General features: G+C 64.5%; 15 protein-coding genes. 7 read left to right on the top strand and 8 right to left on the bottom strand.

Annotated features, from left to right (window positions below; all coding sequences use genetic code 11):
• Positions 1 to 90 precede the first annotated feature (90 nt).
• From EXZ48_RS22005 to EXZ48_RS21995, 3 genes are read left to right on the top strand one after another with little or no spacing between them, the layout of a single operon-like run.
• The gene (locus tag EXZ48_RS22005) at positions 91 to 1,347 is read left to right on the top strand and encodes an MFS transporter (protein ID WP_130518268.1); all 1,257 of its coding nucleotides are present in this window, start codon (positions 91 to 93) and stop codon (positions 1,345 to 1,347) included.
• Positions 1,344 to 3,341: a TonB-dependent receptor gene (locus EXZ48_RS22000; protein ID WP_130518266.1), complete on the top strand. Its 1,998-nt coding sequence runs from the start codon at positions 1,344 to 1,346 to the stop codon at positions 3,339 to 3,341. The genes EXZ48_RS22005 and EXZ48_RS22000 overlap by 4 nt, the downstream gene beginning before the upstream one ends.
• 10 nt (positions 3,342 to 3,351) lie before the next feature.
• Entirely contained in the window at positions 3,352 to 4,506 is a 1,155-nt protein-coding gene (locus EXZ48_RS21995; protein ID WP_130518264.1) for an FAD-dependent monooxygenase, read from the top strand.
• A gap of 164 nt (positions 4,507 to 4,670) precedes the next feature.
• Here the strand turns inward: EXZ48_RS21995 and EXZ48_RS21990 are convergent, their stop codons facing one another.
• Positions 4,671 to 4,979, bottom strand: coding sequence for a ribbon-helix-helix domain-containing protein (locus tag EXZ48_RS21990; protein ID WP_130518262.1), 309 nt, complete (start codon positions 4,977 to 4,979; stop codon positions 4,671 to 4,673).
• A gap of 212 nt (positions 4,980 to 5,191) precedes the next feature.
• Here EXZ48_RS21990 and EXZ48_RS21985 point away from each other — a divergent pair, with 212 nt between their 5' ends.
• The 4 genes from EXZ48_RS21985 to EXZ48_RS21970 all read left to right on the top strand — a co-directional run bounded on the left by EXZ48_RS21985 (position 5,192) and on the right by EXZ48_RS21970 (position 8,327).
• Positions 5,192 to 5,587 (top strand): VOC family protein, encoded by a 396-nt coding sequence (locus tag EXZ48_RS21985; RefSeq protein ID WP_023512005.1) that lies wholly within the window; start codon positions 5,192 to 5,194, stop codon positions 5,585 to 5,587.
• Between the two features lie 56 nt (positions 5,588 to 5,643).
• Entirely contained in the window at positions 5,644 to 6,174 is a 531-nt protein-coding gene (locus EXZ48_RS21980) for a gluconate 2-dehydrogenase subunit 3 family protein (RefSeq protein ID WP_130518260.1), read from the top strand.
• A gap of 80 nt (positions 6,175 to 6,254) precedes the next feature.
• Positions 6,255 to 7,826 carry a GMC family oxidoreductase gene (locus tag EXZ48_RS21975; protein WP_023512003.1) on the top strand — a complete coding sequence of 524 codons (1,572 nt, stop codon included), beginning with the start codon at positions 6,255 to 6,257 and terminating at the stop codon, positions 7,824 to 7,826.
• Between the two features lie 120 nt (positions 7,827 to 7,946).
• Positions 7,947 to 8,327, top strand: coding sequence for a cytochrome c family protein (locus tag EXZ48_RS21970; protein ID WP_130518258.1), 381 nt, complete (start codon positions 7,947 to 7,949; stop codon positions 8,325 to 8,327).
• A gap of 119 nt (positions 8,328 to 8,446) precedes the next feature.
• On the opposite strand, the gene EXZ48_RS21965 is transcribed toward EXZ48_RS21970, so the two are convergent.
• The 7 genes from EXZ48_RS21965 to EXZ48_RS21935 all read right to left on the bottom strand — a co-directional run bounded on the left by EXZ48_RS21965 (position 8,447) and on the right by EXZ48_RS21935 (position 16,990).
• Complete coding sequence (locus EXZ48_RS21965; RefSeq protein ID WP_371687674.1) at positions 8,447 to 9,520, bottom strand: branched-chain amino acid ABC transporter substrate-binding protein; 1,074 nt, start codon at positions 9,518 to 9,520, stop codon at positions 8,447 to 8,449.
• A gap of 100 nt (positions 9,521 to 9,620) precedes the next feature.
• Positions 9,621 to 10,169 (bottom strand): hypothetical protein, encoded by a 549-nt coding sequence (locus tag EXZ48_RS21960; protein WP_023512000.1) that lies wholly within the window; start codon positions 10,167 to 10,169, stop codon positions 9,621 to 9,623.
• Positions 10,162 to 12,969 carry a 2Fe-2S iron-sulfur cluster-binding protein gene (locus tag EXZ48_RS21955; protein ID WP_130518254.1) on the bottom strand — a complete coding sequence of 936 codons (2,808 nt, stop codon included), beginning with the start codon at positions 12,967 to 12,969 and terminating at the stop codon, positions 10,162 to 10,164. The genes EXZ48_RS21960 and EXZ48_RS21955 overlap by 8 nt, the downstream gene beginning before the upstream one ends.
• Positions 12,950 to 13,234: a sarcosine oxidase subunit delta gene (locus tag EXZ48_RS21950; protein WP_023511998.1), complete on the bottom strand. Its 285-nt coding sequence runs from the start codon at positions 13,232 to 13,234 to the stop codon at positions 12,950 to 12,952. The genes EXZ48_RS21955 and EXZ48_RS21950 overlap by 20 nt, the downstream gene beginning before the upstream one ends.
• A gap of 10 nt (positions 13,235 to 13,244) precedes the next feature.
• Positions 13,245 to 14,498, bottom strand: coding sequence for a sarcosine oxidase subunit beta family protein (locus EXZ48_RS21945; protein ID WP_130518252.1), 1,254 nt, complete (start codon positions 14,496 to 14,498; stop codon positions 13,245 to 13,247).
• Positions 14,499 to 14,729: 231 nt separating this feature from the next.
• The gene (locus EXZ48_RS21940; protein ID WP_245290170.1) at positions 14,730 to 15,392 is read right to left on the bottom strand and encodes a TetR/AcrR family transcriptional regulator; all 663 of its coding nucleotides are present in this window, start codon (positions 15,390 to 15,392) and stop codon (positions 14,730 to 14,732) included.
• Between the two features lie 158 nt (positions 15,393 to 15,550).
• A complete protein-coding gene (locus EXZ48_RS21935) occupies positions 15,551 to 16,990 on the bottom strand; it encodes a CYTH and CHAD domain-containing protein (RefSeq protein ID WP_130518250.1) in 1,440 nt (479 codons plus the stop codon).
• Positions 16,991 to 17,237 lie beyond the last annotated feature (247 nt).

Raw genomic sequence — 17,237 nt, 5'->3', positions numbered from 1 at the left:
GGACCGGATCGCAATAACATTGAACCTGATTACAATAGTCAAGTTTTGCGCATCGGCCTAGTGAGGGCGTGAAATACATTGCGAGGGGTGATGTCGACTGCTGTTGTGAATTTCGCCGGACGCTCGGCGAGCTGGGCCGTGCTCGGCCTCCTGGCCGGTCTCTATGCCGCCCAGTCGGTAACCGGATCGATGGTGCAGACTGCGCTGCCCGTGGTGCTGCGGGATGCCGGCATGCCGCTCGACCAGATCGGCTATCTGGCAGTGCTGTTTCTGCCCTGGGCGCTGAAGTTCCTGTGGGCGCCGCTGGTCGACCGCTTCCTCAGCGAACGCATCTGGATCCTTTCCTGCCAGCTCGGCATCATCCTGTGCTTCCTTGCGGCGACGGTGCTGCCGCCGCAGACCCATATGGGGGCTCTTGCCGCCGTGCTGCTCGTCATGGGTGTCTTCGCCTCGACGCAGGATGTCGCGACCGATTCCCTTGCCGTCCGGGCCTCGGATGTGGCAACGCGCGGGTTTGCCAGCGGCGCCTCGACGGCCGGTGCCTATCTCGGCTTCCTCATTGGCGGTGGCCTCTGGCTCGTCGTCTACCAGCATGCCGGTTGGGCGGTTTCCATGGCCGCCATGGCTGGTTTCGTCCTGCTGTTGACCATTCCCGTCTTGCTGTCTGGCGGCCTTGCCGCCTCCAGAAACAAGACGGCTTCGGCGGTGCGCACGGTGGGCCTCAGGAAGACGATCGCGAACCGCACCTTGATGCAGGGGCTCGTCTTCCTCGCGGTCTACCAGATCGGTCTTCGCATGGGGCAGGCCCTCACCGGGCCGTATCTCGTCGACAAGGGCATTGCGCTCGACACGATCGGGATCCTGCGCGGCGCGGGCGGTGCGGTTGCCGGTTTCATCGCCTCCTCGCTCGGCGCCCTCCTCGTGCAGGCGGCCGGCATTCCCCGCGCGATCGGGATCGCCGCCGTGCTCAATGTCCTCCTGCTTTTGGCGCTCGGTGTTGCCGAGTTTACCGGCCTGGCCACGCCGGTGCTTGCTCTCGGTATTCTGCTCATGCAGGTTGGCGCGGTCGCGTTCTCCTTCGTTGCGCTCTATGCGGCCATGATGAACTGGTGCAATCCGGAGCAGACGGCGACCGACTTCGCCGCACTGCAGAGCGTCGATGCGATCCTCGCCATTGCCGCGTCCTCCGTTGCCGGCCTGCTCGCCAGCGCCTTCGGCTACGGCTGGCTGTTTGCCGCCTCGGCGGTCTTCATCCTCGCCGCCCTTCTCCTCGCTCCCCGTACGCTCGGCGCCTCCATCCGGACGGCGCGGGGCCCTGCACTTCCAGAAAAGGTATCGGAACCATGATGCGTCACAGCCTGTCCGGCGTCTCCCTTCTCGCTCTCGCCGTCAGTCTCTCGCCGACCAGTGTGCTGGCTGAAGACACCGCCACGGCATCGACGCTCGAGCCGATCATCATTACCGCCACCAAGCGCAGCGAGGACTACTTCCTGCTGCCGTCCACGGCCGATATCGCGAATGCGGACGCACTGCTTTCGCGCGGTATCGACACCGTCGCCGATCTCGATCGCATCTTCCCGGACGTCAACATCCGCTCGCGGTCCAGCCGCGCCTATGCCAATTTCACCATTCGCGGCCAGGCCTCGCTCGATTTCTACAATCCGAGCACGCAGGTCTATGTCGACGGCCTGCCGCAGGACAGTTTCAACCTTACCCGCGCCCTACCGGGCGGCGTTGAAAACGTCGAGCTGCTCTATGGTCCGCAGGGCTCGCTCTATGGCCGCGGCGCGATCGGTGGCGTCATCAACATTGTCACCCGCAAGCCGGACAACGAGGCACGGTTCGGCTTCGACGCCAACCTGACGAATGAAGGCGCTGGCGGCACCTTCCATGCCAGCACGCCGCTGATCGAGGATGTGCTCTATGGCGACGTGAATCTCTCGCTGCTGGACACCAAGGACATGTACACGACCACCACCGGCGCGGATGTCGGCGGCACGAGGAATGTCAACGGACAGGTCCGCCTGCGGTATGCTCCGACAGACAGCCCTTGGGACGTGACCATCAGCGGTGGTCGCGGCCAGGTCTCCTCGACCGAAGAATACTTCGTCCTGGAATCGATGCTGGAGGACCGCATCGCCTTCGATGCACCGTCGGAATACGATCTCGACACTTGGAATTTCGGCATCAATGCCGCCTACGATCTCGGCTTTGCCACCGTCACGGCGCTGACCGGTTACCAGAAGAGCGATCTCGACCGCACGGTCTTCGGCACCTACACGCCGGAAAAGCAATGGACGCTGAGCCAGGAACTGCGTATCGCTTCCAACCCTGACCAGGGCAGCCCCGTCGACTATGTGGCCGGCCTTTACTACCAGCATCTCGACTTCACGCGGGCCGTGCCGGTCGCCAGCCAGACATCGCGGCAAAAGATCGATTCCTACGCGCTCTTCGGCGATGTGACCTGGCATGCCACCGACCGCCTCGATGTCTCGCCCGGCCTTCGCCTCGACTACGAGAGGGCAAGTGCGGAGGCGGTGGGCGGTGTGAATTTCAGTGACGACAATGCGTTCACCGCCCTTTCACCGAAACTCGGCGTGAGCTACGGCCTGACCGACGAATGGCGCGTCTACGGCCTTCTCAGCACCGGCTTCAAGGCCGGCGGTTTCACCCGAAACGTGACGTCCGCCAACAACGCTTTCACCTATGATCCGCAGCACACCTACAACGGCGAGGTGGGGCTGAAATACCGCGACGAGGCCGGTCTGATGGAGGTGCAGCTTTCCGCCTACTACAACGTCACCAAGGACTACCAGATGTTCGTTGACGTTCAGCCATGGCAATACCTGCAGAATGTCGGCGAGGTGACGGCGAAGGGCATCGACCTCAAGGTCCGTGCGAAGCCGACGGAAGAACTCGGCATCACAGCGGGCCTTGCCTACAATCACACACGCTTTACGGACTACGACAATCCAGTAGCGCCGGGCACCGATTTTACCGGCAATACCGTGCCCTATGCCCCGGAGTTCACGGCCAACCTGCTGTTCGACTATCGCTTCGAACTGGAGAGCGGTCGCGGTGTGCTGGTTCCCTATGCCGGCCTCACCTATGTCAGCGAGCACTACTTCGACGAGACGAACACGATCGGCCAGAAGGGCTATGCCCTGGTGGATCTCGGCGTGAAATGGGAGCTGGACGACAAGGTTACCGCCGAGGCCTTCGTCACCAACGTCTTCGACAAGACCTACACGACCTACGGTTTCCAGTATCCCGGTCTCGGCAATCTCTACCAGCTCGGACAGGGCCGCACGATCGGCGGCCGCATCAACATGACGTTCTGAGGAGCCCGGCATGCGCATCCTCATCGTCGGCGGCGGGCCTGCGGGCTTGACCCTCGCTGCCTGCCTGCTGCGGCACGGCATCGAACCGGTCGTCGTGGAAAAGGCCGCACACGGCCGTACCGGCGGCTATTCCATCGGCCTGCACATCAACGGTTGGCAGGTCGCCGAACGGCTCGGTCTCGTCGAGGCCTTTCGCGCGAAGGCCATGCCGCTCGGCCCCGCGCATCATCTCGACCGCCGCGGCCGGAAGCTCTTTTCCTACGACTACCGCACTCTGGCGAAGGCGGCGGAGGGGAGGCTCCTCGCCATCATGCGAAGCGATTTCCACGAGATCCTGACCAAAGCCGTGGAGGGTAGGTGTCCGATCCGCTACGAGACGACCGTCACTGCGCTGGAGGATGACGGGAGCGGCGTCGATGCCATCTTCTCCGACGGCAGCCGAGAGCGCTTCGATCTCGTCGTCGGCGCGGATGGTTATCGCAGCACGGTTCGTGCCCTCGCCTTCGGTCCCCATGAGGATTTTCTCCGACCGCTCGGCTACCGTGCCAGCGCCTGGCGCGTTCCGCTCGAAGAGCCGCTCGGGGCCAGTTTTGTCGGCATGATGGATGTCGATCATCAAGGCGGCCTCTATGCCGTCGGCGACGGCACCGCCGCCACGCTGTTCTACTGGCGCGACGAACGGACCGACCGGCTGGATCCCGAAGCGCGGCGCACGGTGCTGCAGAAGGCGTTCGGCCATTGGCCGGAACCGGTGGCCTCCGCGCTGAGATCTGCCATCGACTGGGATCAGGCCTTTTTCGACACGGTCGCCCAGATCGAGATGCCGACGTGGTCGAAGGGGCGGATCGTCCTGCTCGGGGACGCCGCCTGGTGCCTGACCTTCCTTGCCGGCCAGGGCACTTCCACTGCCATGGCCGGTGCCTACATCCTTGCTGCCGAGCTCGCCCGCAAGACCCATACGGAGGCCCTGGAAAGCTACGAGGCCCGCATGCGGCCGCTTGTGACGCGAATGCAGTCCGTTTCGCGCAAGATCGGCGGGCACTATATCCCGCAGAGCACCCTGGGCATGCGCCTGCAATCCTGGATACTGCCGATCATGCTCTCGCGGCCCTTCATCCGGTTCACCTCCAGCCGCTTGGCGGCGCCACCTCTCGCGCTCGACTGATCAGGCAGAGACGCAGCAGGCTTATCGATGCCTTCGCCGGCATCGAGATGAACCTGCGGCCGGCAGGTCCTTTCGGGGAGGTCTTCGACCGCATCTTCGGGCAGGCGACGAAGGGGAGGCTGCGGCCACCCCTTCTTCACCGTCCTGGAACTTGTCCCGGGGTGCTACTCCGCCGCGACGATATGGAACTGGGTTGCGCCGTCGCATTTTCCGGCGCCGCCCATGATGTAGATGAGACAGCTCGTCCTCAGCAGCGAGGCGAAATTCGACACCGAGCCGTTGATCTCAAGCGCCTCGTCGTAGAGCGTCGAAAGGAAGCGGGATGTCGACAGGCCCTGGCCTGCGGCTATCTCGTCGATCAGGTCCCAGAAGGCTGCCTCGATCTGGATGCTGGTCGAATGTCCGCCGATCCGCACCGAGCGGTTGACGGGCCGGTAGCGTTGCGGGTCCTGGCCCGCAAAGACCTCACACATGGTATATCCTCCAGTCTTGTTTTTATGGCCGCGATTATGCGGTGACCCCGGGCTTTGGTCAAATCATCCGGGTGACGCCGGCTTGGCGAAAAATCCTTCGAAGGAAACTCCAGAAATGAAAATCCTCATGCGGTAATGGGCTGCTACCCACCGCGGTGAATCCCGGCGCAAAATCTCCTCACGATACGAACTGCAAAGAGGAGAAGAACAGCGTGGCGAAGTCGATCCATTCCATGATCCGGGTTCTGGATGAAGGCCGGTCCGTGGACTTCTACAACAAGGCCTTCGGGCTCGACGTGGCCGACCGGCTCGACTTCGAGACCTTCACGCTCGTCTACATGAGCAATGCCGAAAGCGACTTCGAACTCGAGCTGACGATCAACAAGGGGCGCTCCGAGGCCTACAATCTCGGCGACGGCTATGGCCATTTTGCGGTCTCCGTTTCCGATCTCGACGGCGAGCACGCGCGCATCTCCGCCCTCGGCTTCACGACCGGCAAGATCGTCGAGTTCAACCGTGACGGCGGCCTGCTCGCCCGCTTTTTCTTCGTCACCGATCCTGACGGCTACAAGATCGAGGTTTTGCAACGGCACGGCCGCTTCAAATGAACGGGCGGGCGGCCGGAGGAGGGTCGCCCGTTCCAATGCAACGGGAGGAATGCGACATGACGACCATCTACGAGCAGCGCCCTGGGCTCTCCCGGCGCGAGCTTTTGAAGCGCGGCACGATCGGCGCCGCGCTGATCATCACCGGCAATGCGGTGCTCAGCCCCGACAAGGCCTGGGGGCTGGAGACGGCGGCGCTGAAGCCGGACACCATGGCGACCCTCATCAAGCTCGCCCGCGACATCTACCCGCACGATTCGATAGCCGACCGGTTCTACGCCATCGCGGTGAAAGGCCATGACACCAAGGCCGGCACGGACGCCAAGCACAAGGAACTGATCGAGGCTGGCATTGCCGATCTCGACAAGCGTGCCGGCGCAGGCGGCTACCGCGCACTCGGCTGGGAGGACGACCGCGTCGATATCCTCAAGCAGATCGAGACGACGCCCTTCTTCCAGGCGGTGCGCAGCGATCTCGTGGTCTCGCTCTATAACCAGAAGGAGCTCTGGCCGCATTTCGGCTACGAGGGCGAATCCTATTCCAAGGGCGGCTACATCGCCCGCGGCTTCGACGATATCGAATGGCTCTGACGGCGATCTGACGGCCAGCGCCGGAGGAGGCGCGGCTGCAAGGCGCATGGCGCCGATCGCCCATGTTTCGGGAGGAAACCATGGCAGCTCCTTATGATCTCAACGACGACAGCGTGGTCGTCATCATCGGTTCGGGTGCCGGCGGCGGTACGCTGGGCAACGAACTCGCGCAGAAGGGCATCGACGTCGTCGTGCTCGAGGCCGGCGCGCGTATCGAACACGAGGACTTCATCAACGACGAATGGGACAGCTTTGCCCAGCTCGCCTGGCTGGACCATCGCACGACGGGCGGTGGCTGGCGTGTCTCGAAAGACTTTCCCAACCTGCCGGCCTGGATCGTCAAGGCCGTCGGCGGCACCACGACGCACTGGGCCGGCGCCTCGCTGCGCTTCCAGGAGCACGAGTTCAAGACCCTGACGCACTACGGCAAGGTCGAGGGCGCCAACCTGCTCGACTGGCCGCTGACACTGGCCGAGCTGGAGCCTTACTACGCCAAGGCCGAAGACAAGATGGGCGTGACGCGCACCAACGGCATCGAAGGCCTGCCGGGCAACAACAACTTCAAGATCCTGAAAGCCGGTGCCGACAAGCTCGGCTACAAGGAATGTCACACCGGCAACATGGCGATCAACTCGGCCGATCGCGACGACCGCATGAGCTGTCAGCAGACCGGCTTCTGTTTCCAGGGCTGCAAATGGGGCGCCAAGTGGTCGACGCTCTATACCGAGATCCCGAAGGGGGAGGCGACCGGCAAGCTTGAAGTGCGGCCGAATTCCCATGTCGTCAAGATCGAGCATGACGACAGCGGCAAGGTGACGGCTGTCGTCTATGCCGACAAGGATGGCAAGCTGCAGAGCCAGAAGGCCCGCATCGTCTGCGTCGCCGGCAATTCCATCGAAAGCCCGCGCCTTCTGCTCAATTCTGCATCGAGCAAATATCCTGATGGCCTCGCCAACTCCTCCGGCCAGGTCGGCAAGAACTACATGCGGCATACGACCGGCTCGGTCTATGCCGTGTTCGAAAAGCCGGTGCATTTCTACCGCGGCACCACCATGGCCGGCATCATCCGCGACGAGGCCAAACACGATCCCTCGCGCGGCTTCGTCGGCGGCTACGAACTGGAGACGCTGGCGCTCGGCGTGCCGTTCATGGCGGCGTTCCTCGATCCCGGCGGCTGGGGCCGTTCCTTTGCCTCGGCCATGGACAGCTATGCCAACATGGCGGGCCTGTGGATCGTCGGCGAGGACATGCCGCAGGAACAGAACGCCGTGAAGCTGCATGGCGAATTGAAGGACAAGTACGGCATGCCGATCCCGGATGTCTGGTTCACCGACCATGCGAACGATGTGGCCATGCGCAACCACGCCTACAAACAGGGCGAAGCGCTCTACGCTGCGGTCGGCGCGACGCGCAGCTTCCCGACACCGCCCTATCCCTCGACGCACAATCTCGGCACCAACCGCATGAGCGAGAAGGCTGAGGACGGCGTCGTCAACAAGTGGGGCCAGACGCACGACATCAAGAACCTCTTCGTCTCAGACGGCAGCCAGTTCACCACGGGAGCGGCGGAGAACCCGACCCTGACGATCGTCACGCTCGCCATCCGCCAGGCGGACTACATCGCCAAGGAAATGGGCGCCGGCTCGATCTGAGCAAAACCGCGATCCTCCCCGGTCGCCTGCGGGCGGCCGGTGATCGCGTGCGGCTCCTGAGGCCGCGCCACCTTTGGCCGGCTTCCGCCGGCCGCTTTTTGCCGTCATCGTGGATCAAGCATGAAAAACGTCATCCTTCTAACCACCCTGCTGCTCCCCATTGCTGCCAATGCCGCCGAAGGCTCGGCAGAGGCTGGCGCTGCGGTCTTCAAGAAATGCACCGCCTGCCACAGCGCCGAACAGCCGGTGAACAAGGTCGGTCCCCATCTGGTCGGTATCATCGACCGTCCGGCGGCTTCCCTTGGCGACTATGGGAAGTATTCCGAGGCAATGAAGGCGGAAGGCGAGAAGGGGCTCAGATGGGACGAGGCGGCGCTGTCCGCCTATCTGGCCGGACCGAAGAAAATGATCCCGAAAACACGCATGGCGTTTTCCGGACTGAAGCCCGGCGACGCCGATGACGTCATCGCCTATCTCCGCTCCCTTGGACCGGCCCGGTAAAGGGATGTGCCGGTTCCCGGGGCCATGCATTCAGCAAGCAGGCCCGGCGCGTGACCGGGCCTGTTCGTTGCGGAGGTCGCTTTCCTGAAGGATGGCGGCGCCATCCGACGGTGGTGTCCTTACTGTGCGATCGGCGCGTAGTTGCCATTGCTCCAGCGGTTGATGTCGTAGCTGGCGTTCTTCAGATCGCCCTTCTCGTCGAAGGTGACCGTTCCGACAACGGTGTCGATCGGCTGGCCGTTCTTCAGGGCTTCGGCGACCTTGGTCGGATCGTCCGAGCCGGCACGTTCGATACCCTGGGCAAAGGCCTGGATCACGGCGTAGGAGAAGAGGGTGAACCCTTCCGGCTTGAAGCCGCCGGCCTGGATCTTCTCGACGGCTTCCTTCGCTTCGGGCTTGGCCTGCGGATCGGACGGGAAGACAAACATCGTGCCTTCGCCGGCCGGGCCTGCGACCTGCCAGAATTCCGGGGAGGCAATCGAGTCCGGCATGATCAGCTGGAACTTGTAGCCCTGCTCGGCGGCCTGGCGCAGGATGAGGCCCGCTTCCGGATGATAGCCGCCGAAATAGACGACATCGACCTTGGCGTCTTTCAGCTTGGTCACCAGCGCATTGTAGTCCTTCTCACCGGCATTGATGCCTTCGGCAAGAACCTCCTTGAGGCCGTTTTCATTCATCGTGGCGCGCACGGCATCTGCAACGCCCTGGCCATAGGCCGTCTTGTCGTGCAGCACTGCGACGTTCTTGCCGGCATATTGCTTTGCGATCCACGGGCCGATGAAAGCGCCCTGGGCGTCGTCACGGGTGTAGAGGCGCATGATGTTGGTCCAGCCCTTGGCGGCCGCATCGTCCGTCATGACCGGGTTCGAGGAGGCCGGGCTCATCATCAGCGTACCGTTCTCGGCGTAGACGGCCGATGCCGGAATGCTGGAACCGGAGCAGGCGTGGCCATCGACGAACTGGATGCCGCTGGCGGCGATGCGGTTTGCGACCGAAACGGCTTGCTTCGGATCGCACTGGTCGTCCTCGAACTGCAGCTTGATCTGGCGGCCCATCACGCCGCCCTTGGCGTTGATGGCGTCGGCGGCGGCCTGCGCACCCTGCTTGAACTGGTCACCGATCGTGGCGAGCGGCCCGGTCAGCGGGCCGGCGACGGCGAATGTCAGGTCTTCCGCCCGTGCGGCGGTGCTCATGAGCAGGCCGAGGGCCGTGCCGATAATCAGAAGGCTCTTCAATGTCTCAACTCCCTTTTTCGCCCGCACCAGTGCGGGTCGTTCTTTTCACAATAAAACATCAACTCGGGACGGGCTCTCCGTTCCCGCCCAGAAGAGGCTGACATTCGAGCCACTCCCAGAGATAGGAAGCAAGCCCCCTGTCGATATGAATCCGCAGGCTCCCGGTGTCGGCGTGCCGGTAGATCGTCGCCATCATCCCTGCAAACGACATGGCGGCGCAAGGCCCGGCATTGTCCGGGTCGAGGGCCGTTCCCCGCGCGAGGAGGTCGCGAACACCGTCTCCTTTCGCTTCGATGACGCGGAGGGCGGCGCTGACGGTCGTTGCGGCCCAGCCCTCGTCGTGCCATCCGTCTGCCAGCTCCCCAGACGAGATCCCGACGACCAGCAACCGATCACGGGCAACACGCACGACATAGCGCTCGCCAACAGCAAGCCCCAGTGCGCCGATATCCTTGCCGAGATCATGACGGGCGAGAAACCGCTCGACATCACCGCTGACGAGGCGCTGCGTGAGTCCGGCGACAGTCCCGATCGTGAGGTTGGGGCCGGCGAGACGGGCAAGCGTCCAGTCCGGTTCGGGGCGCCATTTCGCGGACACGTCAAGCATGGAGGCGGTTTCCTTCCGCGTCGAAGGCGCAGGGGGAGATGATCCGGGCGCGTCTGATCTCCCGGAGATGCTGCAGCTCGATGATCTCACCCATACGGGAAAGACCGCGCTCGATCAGCCCCAGCGCGATCGGCGTCTGCAGCGCCGGGCTGAAATAGCTGGAGGTGACATAGCCCGTGCTGCGCAGGCTGCCCGCCTCCCGTTCGATGCCGTGCGCCCCGCTCGGCAGCACGCCCTTGCCGTCGATGGCTTCGAGGCCGACGAACTGCCGTCGATCCAGGCGCGCAGCGTCCTCTGTGATGAGCGACCGGCGACCGATGAACTCGACCTTCTTGCGCTCCAGCGGCGCGGTGAGACCGAAATCCATCGGGCGGCTCGTTCCGTCGGTGTCCTTACCGATGACGATATAGCCCTTTTCGGCACGCAGGATCATGAGGGCTTCGAGGCCGAGCAAGGTGGCGCCGAAGGCCTCGCCTTCCCGCCGCAGCCGCGTCCAGAGTGTCGCGGCATGGTCGGCGGGCATGGAAACCTCGTAGGAACGGTCGCCGGTGAAGCTGACGCGGGCGATCCGTACGGCGACGCCTTCGAATACGCCGGCCGCCACGGCCATGTGCGGCAGGGCCGCATCATCAAGCGGAACGTCGAAGCCGATGGTGTCCATCAGCGCTCGTGCACGCGGTCCGGTGACGGTCAGCGTCGCCATTTCGGCCGTCGCGTTGTGGATGAATACCCGTCGCCTGTCGAAGCGGTCCTGACGCCACTCCTCCAGCAGGGCGTGTACACCGGCCACGTGTGAGGAGGAGCAGGAAACGACGAAACGGTTCTCGTCGAGCCGCACCAGCACGCCATCATCATAGATGTTGCCGCCTTCCGTGAGGATGAAGCCGTAGCGGCAGCGGCCGGGCGGGAGCGTCGACACGGTGTTGTAGTAGATGAAATCGAGGAAAGTGGCGGCATCCGGGCCGATCACCTCGATCTTGCCGAGTGGCGAGCCGTCGAAGAGCGCGACACCCTGGCGGGCGGTCTTTGCTTCTGCCTGAATGCGCACCTCCGCAGCGCCGCCGCCATAATAGGCGGGGCGCAGCCAGCCGCCATAGTCACGGAAGACGGCACCCTCGGCGCGGTGCTGCCTTTCCAGCGGCAGGCGGCGGAGCGGGTTCATGCGCGTGCCGGAGCGGGCGCCCGCGAAGGACGCGAGCGGGACCGGCGCAAAGGGCGGGCGGTAGGTCGTCGTGCCGACCTCGGGAATGCGGCGGCCGGTGATCTCCGCCATCAGCGCCAGGCCATTGACGTTGGAGGTCTTGCCCTGGTCCGTCGCCATGCCGAGCGTCGTGTAGCGCTTCAGATGCTCGACGGAGACGAAGTTTTCCCGCACGGCGAGTTCCACGTCCTTGGCGGTGACATCGTTCTGAAGATCGATCCAGACCCGTTCCTTCGCGCCCGGTTTCGGCCAGGCCGCGACGATGCCAAGCGTCCGGTCGGCGCCCTCTGTCAGGCCTGCGGGAAGGCCGAAGTCACCGGCGGCGGCCCCCACAACCGCAACGCCCTCGACCGGCCGGCCGGGGACGAAGGCGAGGATGTCGTCGCGCCAGTCGAGCTTGCCCTGCGCCTGGCAGTAAAGGTGCACGGTCGGCGTGAAGCCGCCGGAGGCAAGCACGGCATCCGCTTCCAGCATGCTGCCGTCGGAAAGCCGGACGGCACGGACGGCGCCGCGGCCGCTGGCGGAAAGCACGGTGCGCCCCGCCAGAACGCGGAGGCCGGCGGGTGACGGTGCATCGGCGCGATAATCGACGACGGTCACCTCCGCCCCGGCCGCGACCAGGGCCTCCGCCGTCTCGTAGGCAAGGCCGTTGTTCGTCGCGACCACGATCTTGCGCCCCGCGGCGACGCCGAAACGGCGAAGATAGACAAGGGCGGCTTCCGCCGACATGATGCCCGGCAGGTCGTTGTTGCCGAAGGGAAGCGGCCGCTCGATGGCGCCGGTGGCGAGCACGATCGATCCGGCGCGGACCCGCCAGAGACGGTCCGTTGCGCCATCTTCCCCCTTCTGGTGAAGGCCGACCAGATGATGGTCGTAGATGCCGAAGGCCGTCGTTCCGGTCAGCACGAGAGCTCCGGCCTCGGCCAGTTCCCTAGCCACGTCTGCCGCCCATTCGAGGCCGGCTTTGTCCTCGATGGTCGCGGTGCGGAAAAGCAGGCTGCCGCCGACCTCCCGGCTGTCGTCGCACAGGACGACGCGTTTGCCGGCATGCAGCGCCTTGCGGGCGGCAAGCAGACCCGCCGGGCCAGCGCCGACCACCAGCATGTCGCAATGGTGGTTCACCTGCTCGGCGAAGGCGGGGCCTTGTACGGCCGCGTCCAGCGCCCCGAGGCCCGCCATCTGCCGGATACGCGGCTCGAAGAGGTGCCAGTCCGGGAACATGAAGGTCTTGTAGTAGAAGGCGGCTGGAATGAAGCGCGAGAAGGCATCGAGGAAGGCGTGGCGATCCTTCTGCGCGCTCGGATCGGCATTCACGCTGCGCACCACCATGCCATCCACGGCGTGCACCTGCGTTGCCCGCGTGTTCGGCATACCGCCGGCGATGTCGACCAGGGCGTTCGGCTCTTCGACGCCGGCGCCCCAGAGGCCCCGAGGGCGGTGATACTTGAAGCTGCGACCGAGCACAGAGACCCCGCCGGCCAGCAGTGCCGAAGCCACCGTATCGCCAATAAAACCCTCGACCGCGCGCCCATCGAAGGAAAAGCGCAGCCGCCGCGAACGGTCGATGGCGGAGCCGCCCTCAGTGCGCCATGCCGTCATGGCCGTCTCCCTCTCCAAGCGCGAAGGACCGTGCCACGCGGTGATTTACGGTGTCCCGCTCCATGCGGAAGACCTCGCCGCAGGTCATGTGCATCCAGATCTCGCTTGCCTGTCCGCGCGGATTGTTGCGCGCGTGCAGATAGCTGCTCCATTCGCCGTCCGTCACGGCGCGAAACCCTTCGGGGCGGTGATTGCCGGCATCGCCACCGAAGTGGAATTCGCTCTCGCTTCGCGGGCCGCAGAAGGGGCAGGGAAAGAGCTGCATGGGTCGCCTCCTAGTGCGCGATGCCGGAGCCGGCGGCCTCGTCGATCAGGCGGCCGCGTGCGAAGCGGTCGAGATCGAAGGGGCGGCTGACGTCGTGGTGCTTGCCCGTCGCCAGGAGATGGGCGAGCAGCGTGCCGCCGGCCGGAATGGCCTTGAAGCCACCCGTTCCCCAGCCGCAGTTGAGAAAGAGGCCGGGCAGCGGGCTCTCCCCGAGGATGGGCGATGAATCCGGGGTCACGTCCACGATGCCGGCCCATTGCCGCATCAGCCGGAGCTGGCGGAACGAGGGGAACATTTCCAGAAGGCCCGCGACGACGTCTTCTAGCACCGGCAGGTTGCCGCGCTGCCCATAGGACGGGATCCGGTCGAGAGCGCCGCCGATGACGAGCTCGCCCTTGTCCGACTGGCTGGCATAGGTACCGGTTCCGGGAGAGAGTACGACCGTATCGAGCGCCGGCTTGATCGGCTCGGAAACGCAGGCCTGCAAGGCATAGGAGGTGATCGGCAGGCGGAAACCGGCCTTGGCCGCAAGATGCGAGGAATGGCCGGCGACGACCATGCCCGTGCGTTCGGCGCGGATCTCGCCGCGGCTCGTCCTGACGCCGCGGCAGTGCCCGCCCTCGATCAGGAAGCCCTCCACCTCGCAGGACTGGATGATATCCACGCCCAGCCTGTCGGCGGCGCGGGCGTAACCCCAGGCGACCGCATCGTGGCGCGCCGTCCCGGCCCTGCCCTGCCAGACGCCGCCGAAAACCGGATAGCGCGCCGCGGGCGAGACGTTGAGGAGCGGCAGCACGCGCCGCACGTCTCCCGCGTCGAAGAGTTCGGCATCGGTGCCGTTGATCTGCATGGCGTTGACCGTCCGCGCCGCCATCTCCATCTCCGCTTCGCTATGGGCAAGCGTGATGATGCCGCGCTGGGAGAGCATGATGTTGTAGTTGAGGTCCCGGCCGAGCGTTTCGTAGAGACGGAGCGCAAGGTCGTAGAGCGCGGTGCTTTCGGGAAAGAAGTAGTTCGAGCGTACGACGGTGGTGTTGCGCCCGGTGTTGCCACCGCCCAGCCAGCCCTTTTCAATGACCGCGACATTGCGGATATTGTGCGTCCTGGCGAGATAATAGGCTGTCGCAAGGCCATGTCCGCCGCCGCCGATGATCAGGATGTCGTAGCGCGGCTTGGGCTGCGGCGAGCGCCAGGCCTGCTGCCAGCCCTTCTGCCCCTTGAGGCCTTCCTTGAGAAGCGAGAATGCGGAGTAGTGTCGTGTCATCGCGCGCCGCCCCATGCGCGGCCCTGCGACAACAAGGCTGAGTGCTGCTTCATGCGCTGCCCCATGGTTGAAAGACCGCCCCCGAGCCATCCCTGCTCGACGGATCCTATGCGTATTCTCTCTGTACACTAATGTCCAGAAGATTGCGATGGAATGCACACTTTGGCGAACCTCGTGCGGAGGGTCGCCTTAAAGGCCGTAAATCGCGAAGCGTACAAACATGTCCGTTGTTCAGCCATCCGGCTGAACGCGCCGCATCAAGGTTTCGAAGGCTTCGACCTCCTCGTCCGAAGCCGTGCGGCCCGTGAAACTGAGGAGATAGGGCCTGAGAAGGCGCAGCCGCATTTCACGGTCATCGCGCATGCCGAGCGTGTAGTGGCCGATCTGCGTGAAATAGAGGACGCGCGCGCGGATGAAGGCCTCGTCCTCCGGGTAGCTGTAGCGCTGGAACATGCGTGCGACAGCATCGACGCGCTGGTCGTCCGCCTGATCGACGACGTTGCGTACCGACGCATCCACCTGTGCCCAGGAGCGGACTGCGGCGTCGAGGCGGGGGCTGAAGAGGCCGGGATCCACCCAGCATTCGAAGATGTGGCATACGGCCTTCGTGACCGTGAGCGCGGGGCGCAGCGCTCGTTCGATGATCGGACTGGTGTTCTTGCGCAGCCAGTGTTCGAGAAGCTCCCGGTGCAGCTCCTGCAAATCGGCGAAGAACCAGTAGAAACTGGACCGCGACACGGCGAGTGTCTTCGCCATGACCTGGATCTTCACATTGGCAATGCCCTCTTCCACAAGCGCTGCAATGCCCGCCTCGATCCAGGCCTCCCGCGTCATGCGGCCGGCCGCCTGCTTTCCGGCAGACGCTTTTGTCCTCGGGGGGCTCGCAGTGCTCACGGCGTCTCCTTCTGGCAAGCCCGGCGTCCGACGGCGAGCGCGGGATGTTGCGCACGGCAAGAGGGATATCAAGTTCACGACGAGAATCTACCCTGTTGGCAGAGCCCGCTGCGGGAAGCGCTGAGGGTTCCCGGCACTGCCGTATCGCCTCGAACAGTTCAGCGCCAGAATTTCTTTGCATCGAGCAAGTCGTCCAGCGCGGCCTGCGAACGCCCGATCAGCTTCGCCTTGTCACGCGGCCGATACGCCTGTTCGCCTTCCTCCAGTGCAGCAAGACCATATCTTGCCGCGATCTGCGGGCCGGTCACAAGGTCGTTCAAGGCACCGAGCTGATCCTGCAGGCGCTCCATTGCGTCGGAGAAATGTGCGAGGCGGCGCTGCCCGCGCTTGTCGTCGAACGGGCAGCCGAAGAACTCGGCGGCATAGCGCAACCTCTTGGCGTCCTTGCGGATCTGGTGCCGTTCGTCATCGGTCAAGCCGGCGAGGTCCCGACCATTCTTCTTCAGCTTCCTTCGCAGCTTATCGAGAGCACGCGCGGCAAAATCGGCCACCGGCTCGTCGAGTGCGGATGCCTGCAAGTAATCCCCGGACTGGAGCCACTCGTTGAAATCGATCATGAGAACCCGGGCCTGGGGCGACGACAGCGCGGCGAGCGCGGCTTCTTGGGCGGTATTTTGGGCCTGCCGGAGTGTTGCGTCGGATGCGTGCGATGTCGTCTTCGCCATCAGCACATCGAGATCGCGGGCGTCGCCCAGCAGGCGGGCGAGCCAGCGAAACGCGTCGGACAGTCGCTCCGCCTCGCCCCCGAGATGGGGTCTGAACACCGAGAACGCGGTGCGCAGTCGCCGCAAGGCGACCCGCGCCTGATGAAGGGCCTCTTGTGCGCTGTGCCGGCGACGCAGGATTGTTTCGTTGAGCCGGAACTGGCGAAAGCAGGATCCGGCGATCACGCGAAAGGCGTGCCCTGCGGTGTGGCCTGTTTCGAGGTGAATGGGGTCGGCCTTGATGGCAACGGGGGCCGCATCGAGAAGGCGATAGCCGCGTTCGGTTTTGGATTGGACACCGATCGCAACCGGTATGGTCGCTTCGATCTTCCGTGCCAGCCGGAACAGGTCGGCCGGCTTGCCGCCTTTCAGCTCAAGGTCCAGTTCGCAAACGGCGAGCCGCCGTTCCCCCGCGATCACCTCGCCGCGATCGGCAGAAACATCGATATGGGACCCATTCTCGGTCGCGGTCCAGGTCTGGCGGACGATATCAACCTCAAACAGGGGGCAGAGCGCAGGGACGATCGTTCCGAACCTCGAGGCCAGGGGCGCTGCTTCGTCGAGGGCCGGCTCCAGCGAGGCCACGGACATTTCCCATTCCGGCCGGATGAACAGGGGGGCGGCGGGGCCGGTTGCCCTGATGGTCTGAACGAGTGATGTCCCCGTCCGGCGTATGCGAAGCGAAAACCCCGCCTTTTCGAGGCTGTTCTCGGCGGTGTCGAAATAGGTCTCGTGCCGCTTGATGGAGCCGACCGGCTCACCGAGCAGTCTTGAGGCGAGGAGAGCTTCGAAATCCTCCGATGTGACGTCCAGCTTCAGCTCGATCTCTGGCATGCTCGTCTCCCGCTGTTGCTCGAAGCCGGCCGGCGGAAGGCAGACCGCTTCGAAGCGGTTCGGGGCCCGATGGCGCAAAGCAAAGGCACGTCAGGATACGGCCCTGCGCTTGAGAGGCAAGTCGGCGAAAGAGACATGAAGTAGACGCAGCCTCGCGACCCGCTCCGCGGCGGCATGTCAGCGAACACCCCGGCTGATCCGAACCATCCGTTTTGCCGATGGGAGGAGGTGGAATCCTCCTCCCATC

The organism is Shinella sp. JR1-6 (genome assembly GCF_004284735.1).
In the GTDB taxonomy this organism is placed as follows: Bacteria; Pseudomonadota; Alphaproteobacteria; order Rhizobiales; family Rhizobiaceae; genus Shinella.
This window is presented reverse-complemented; position numbering and strand designations above follow the sequence as displayed.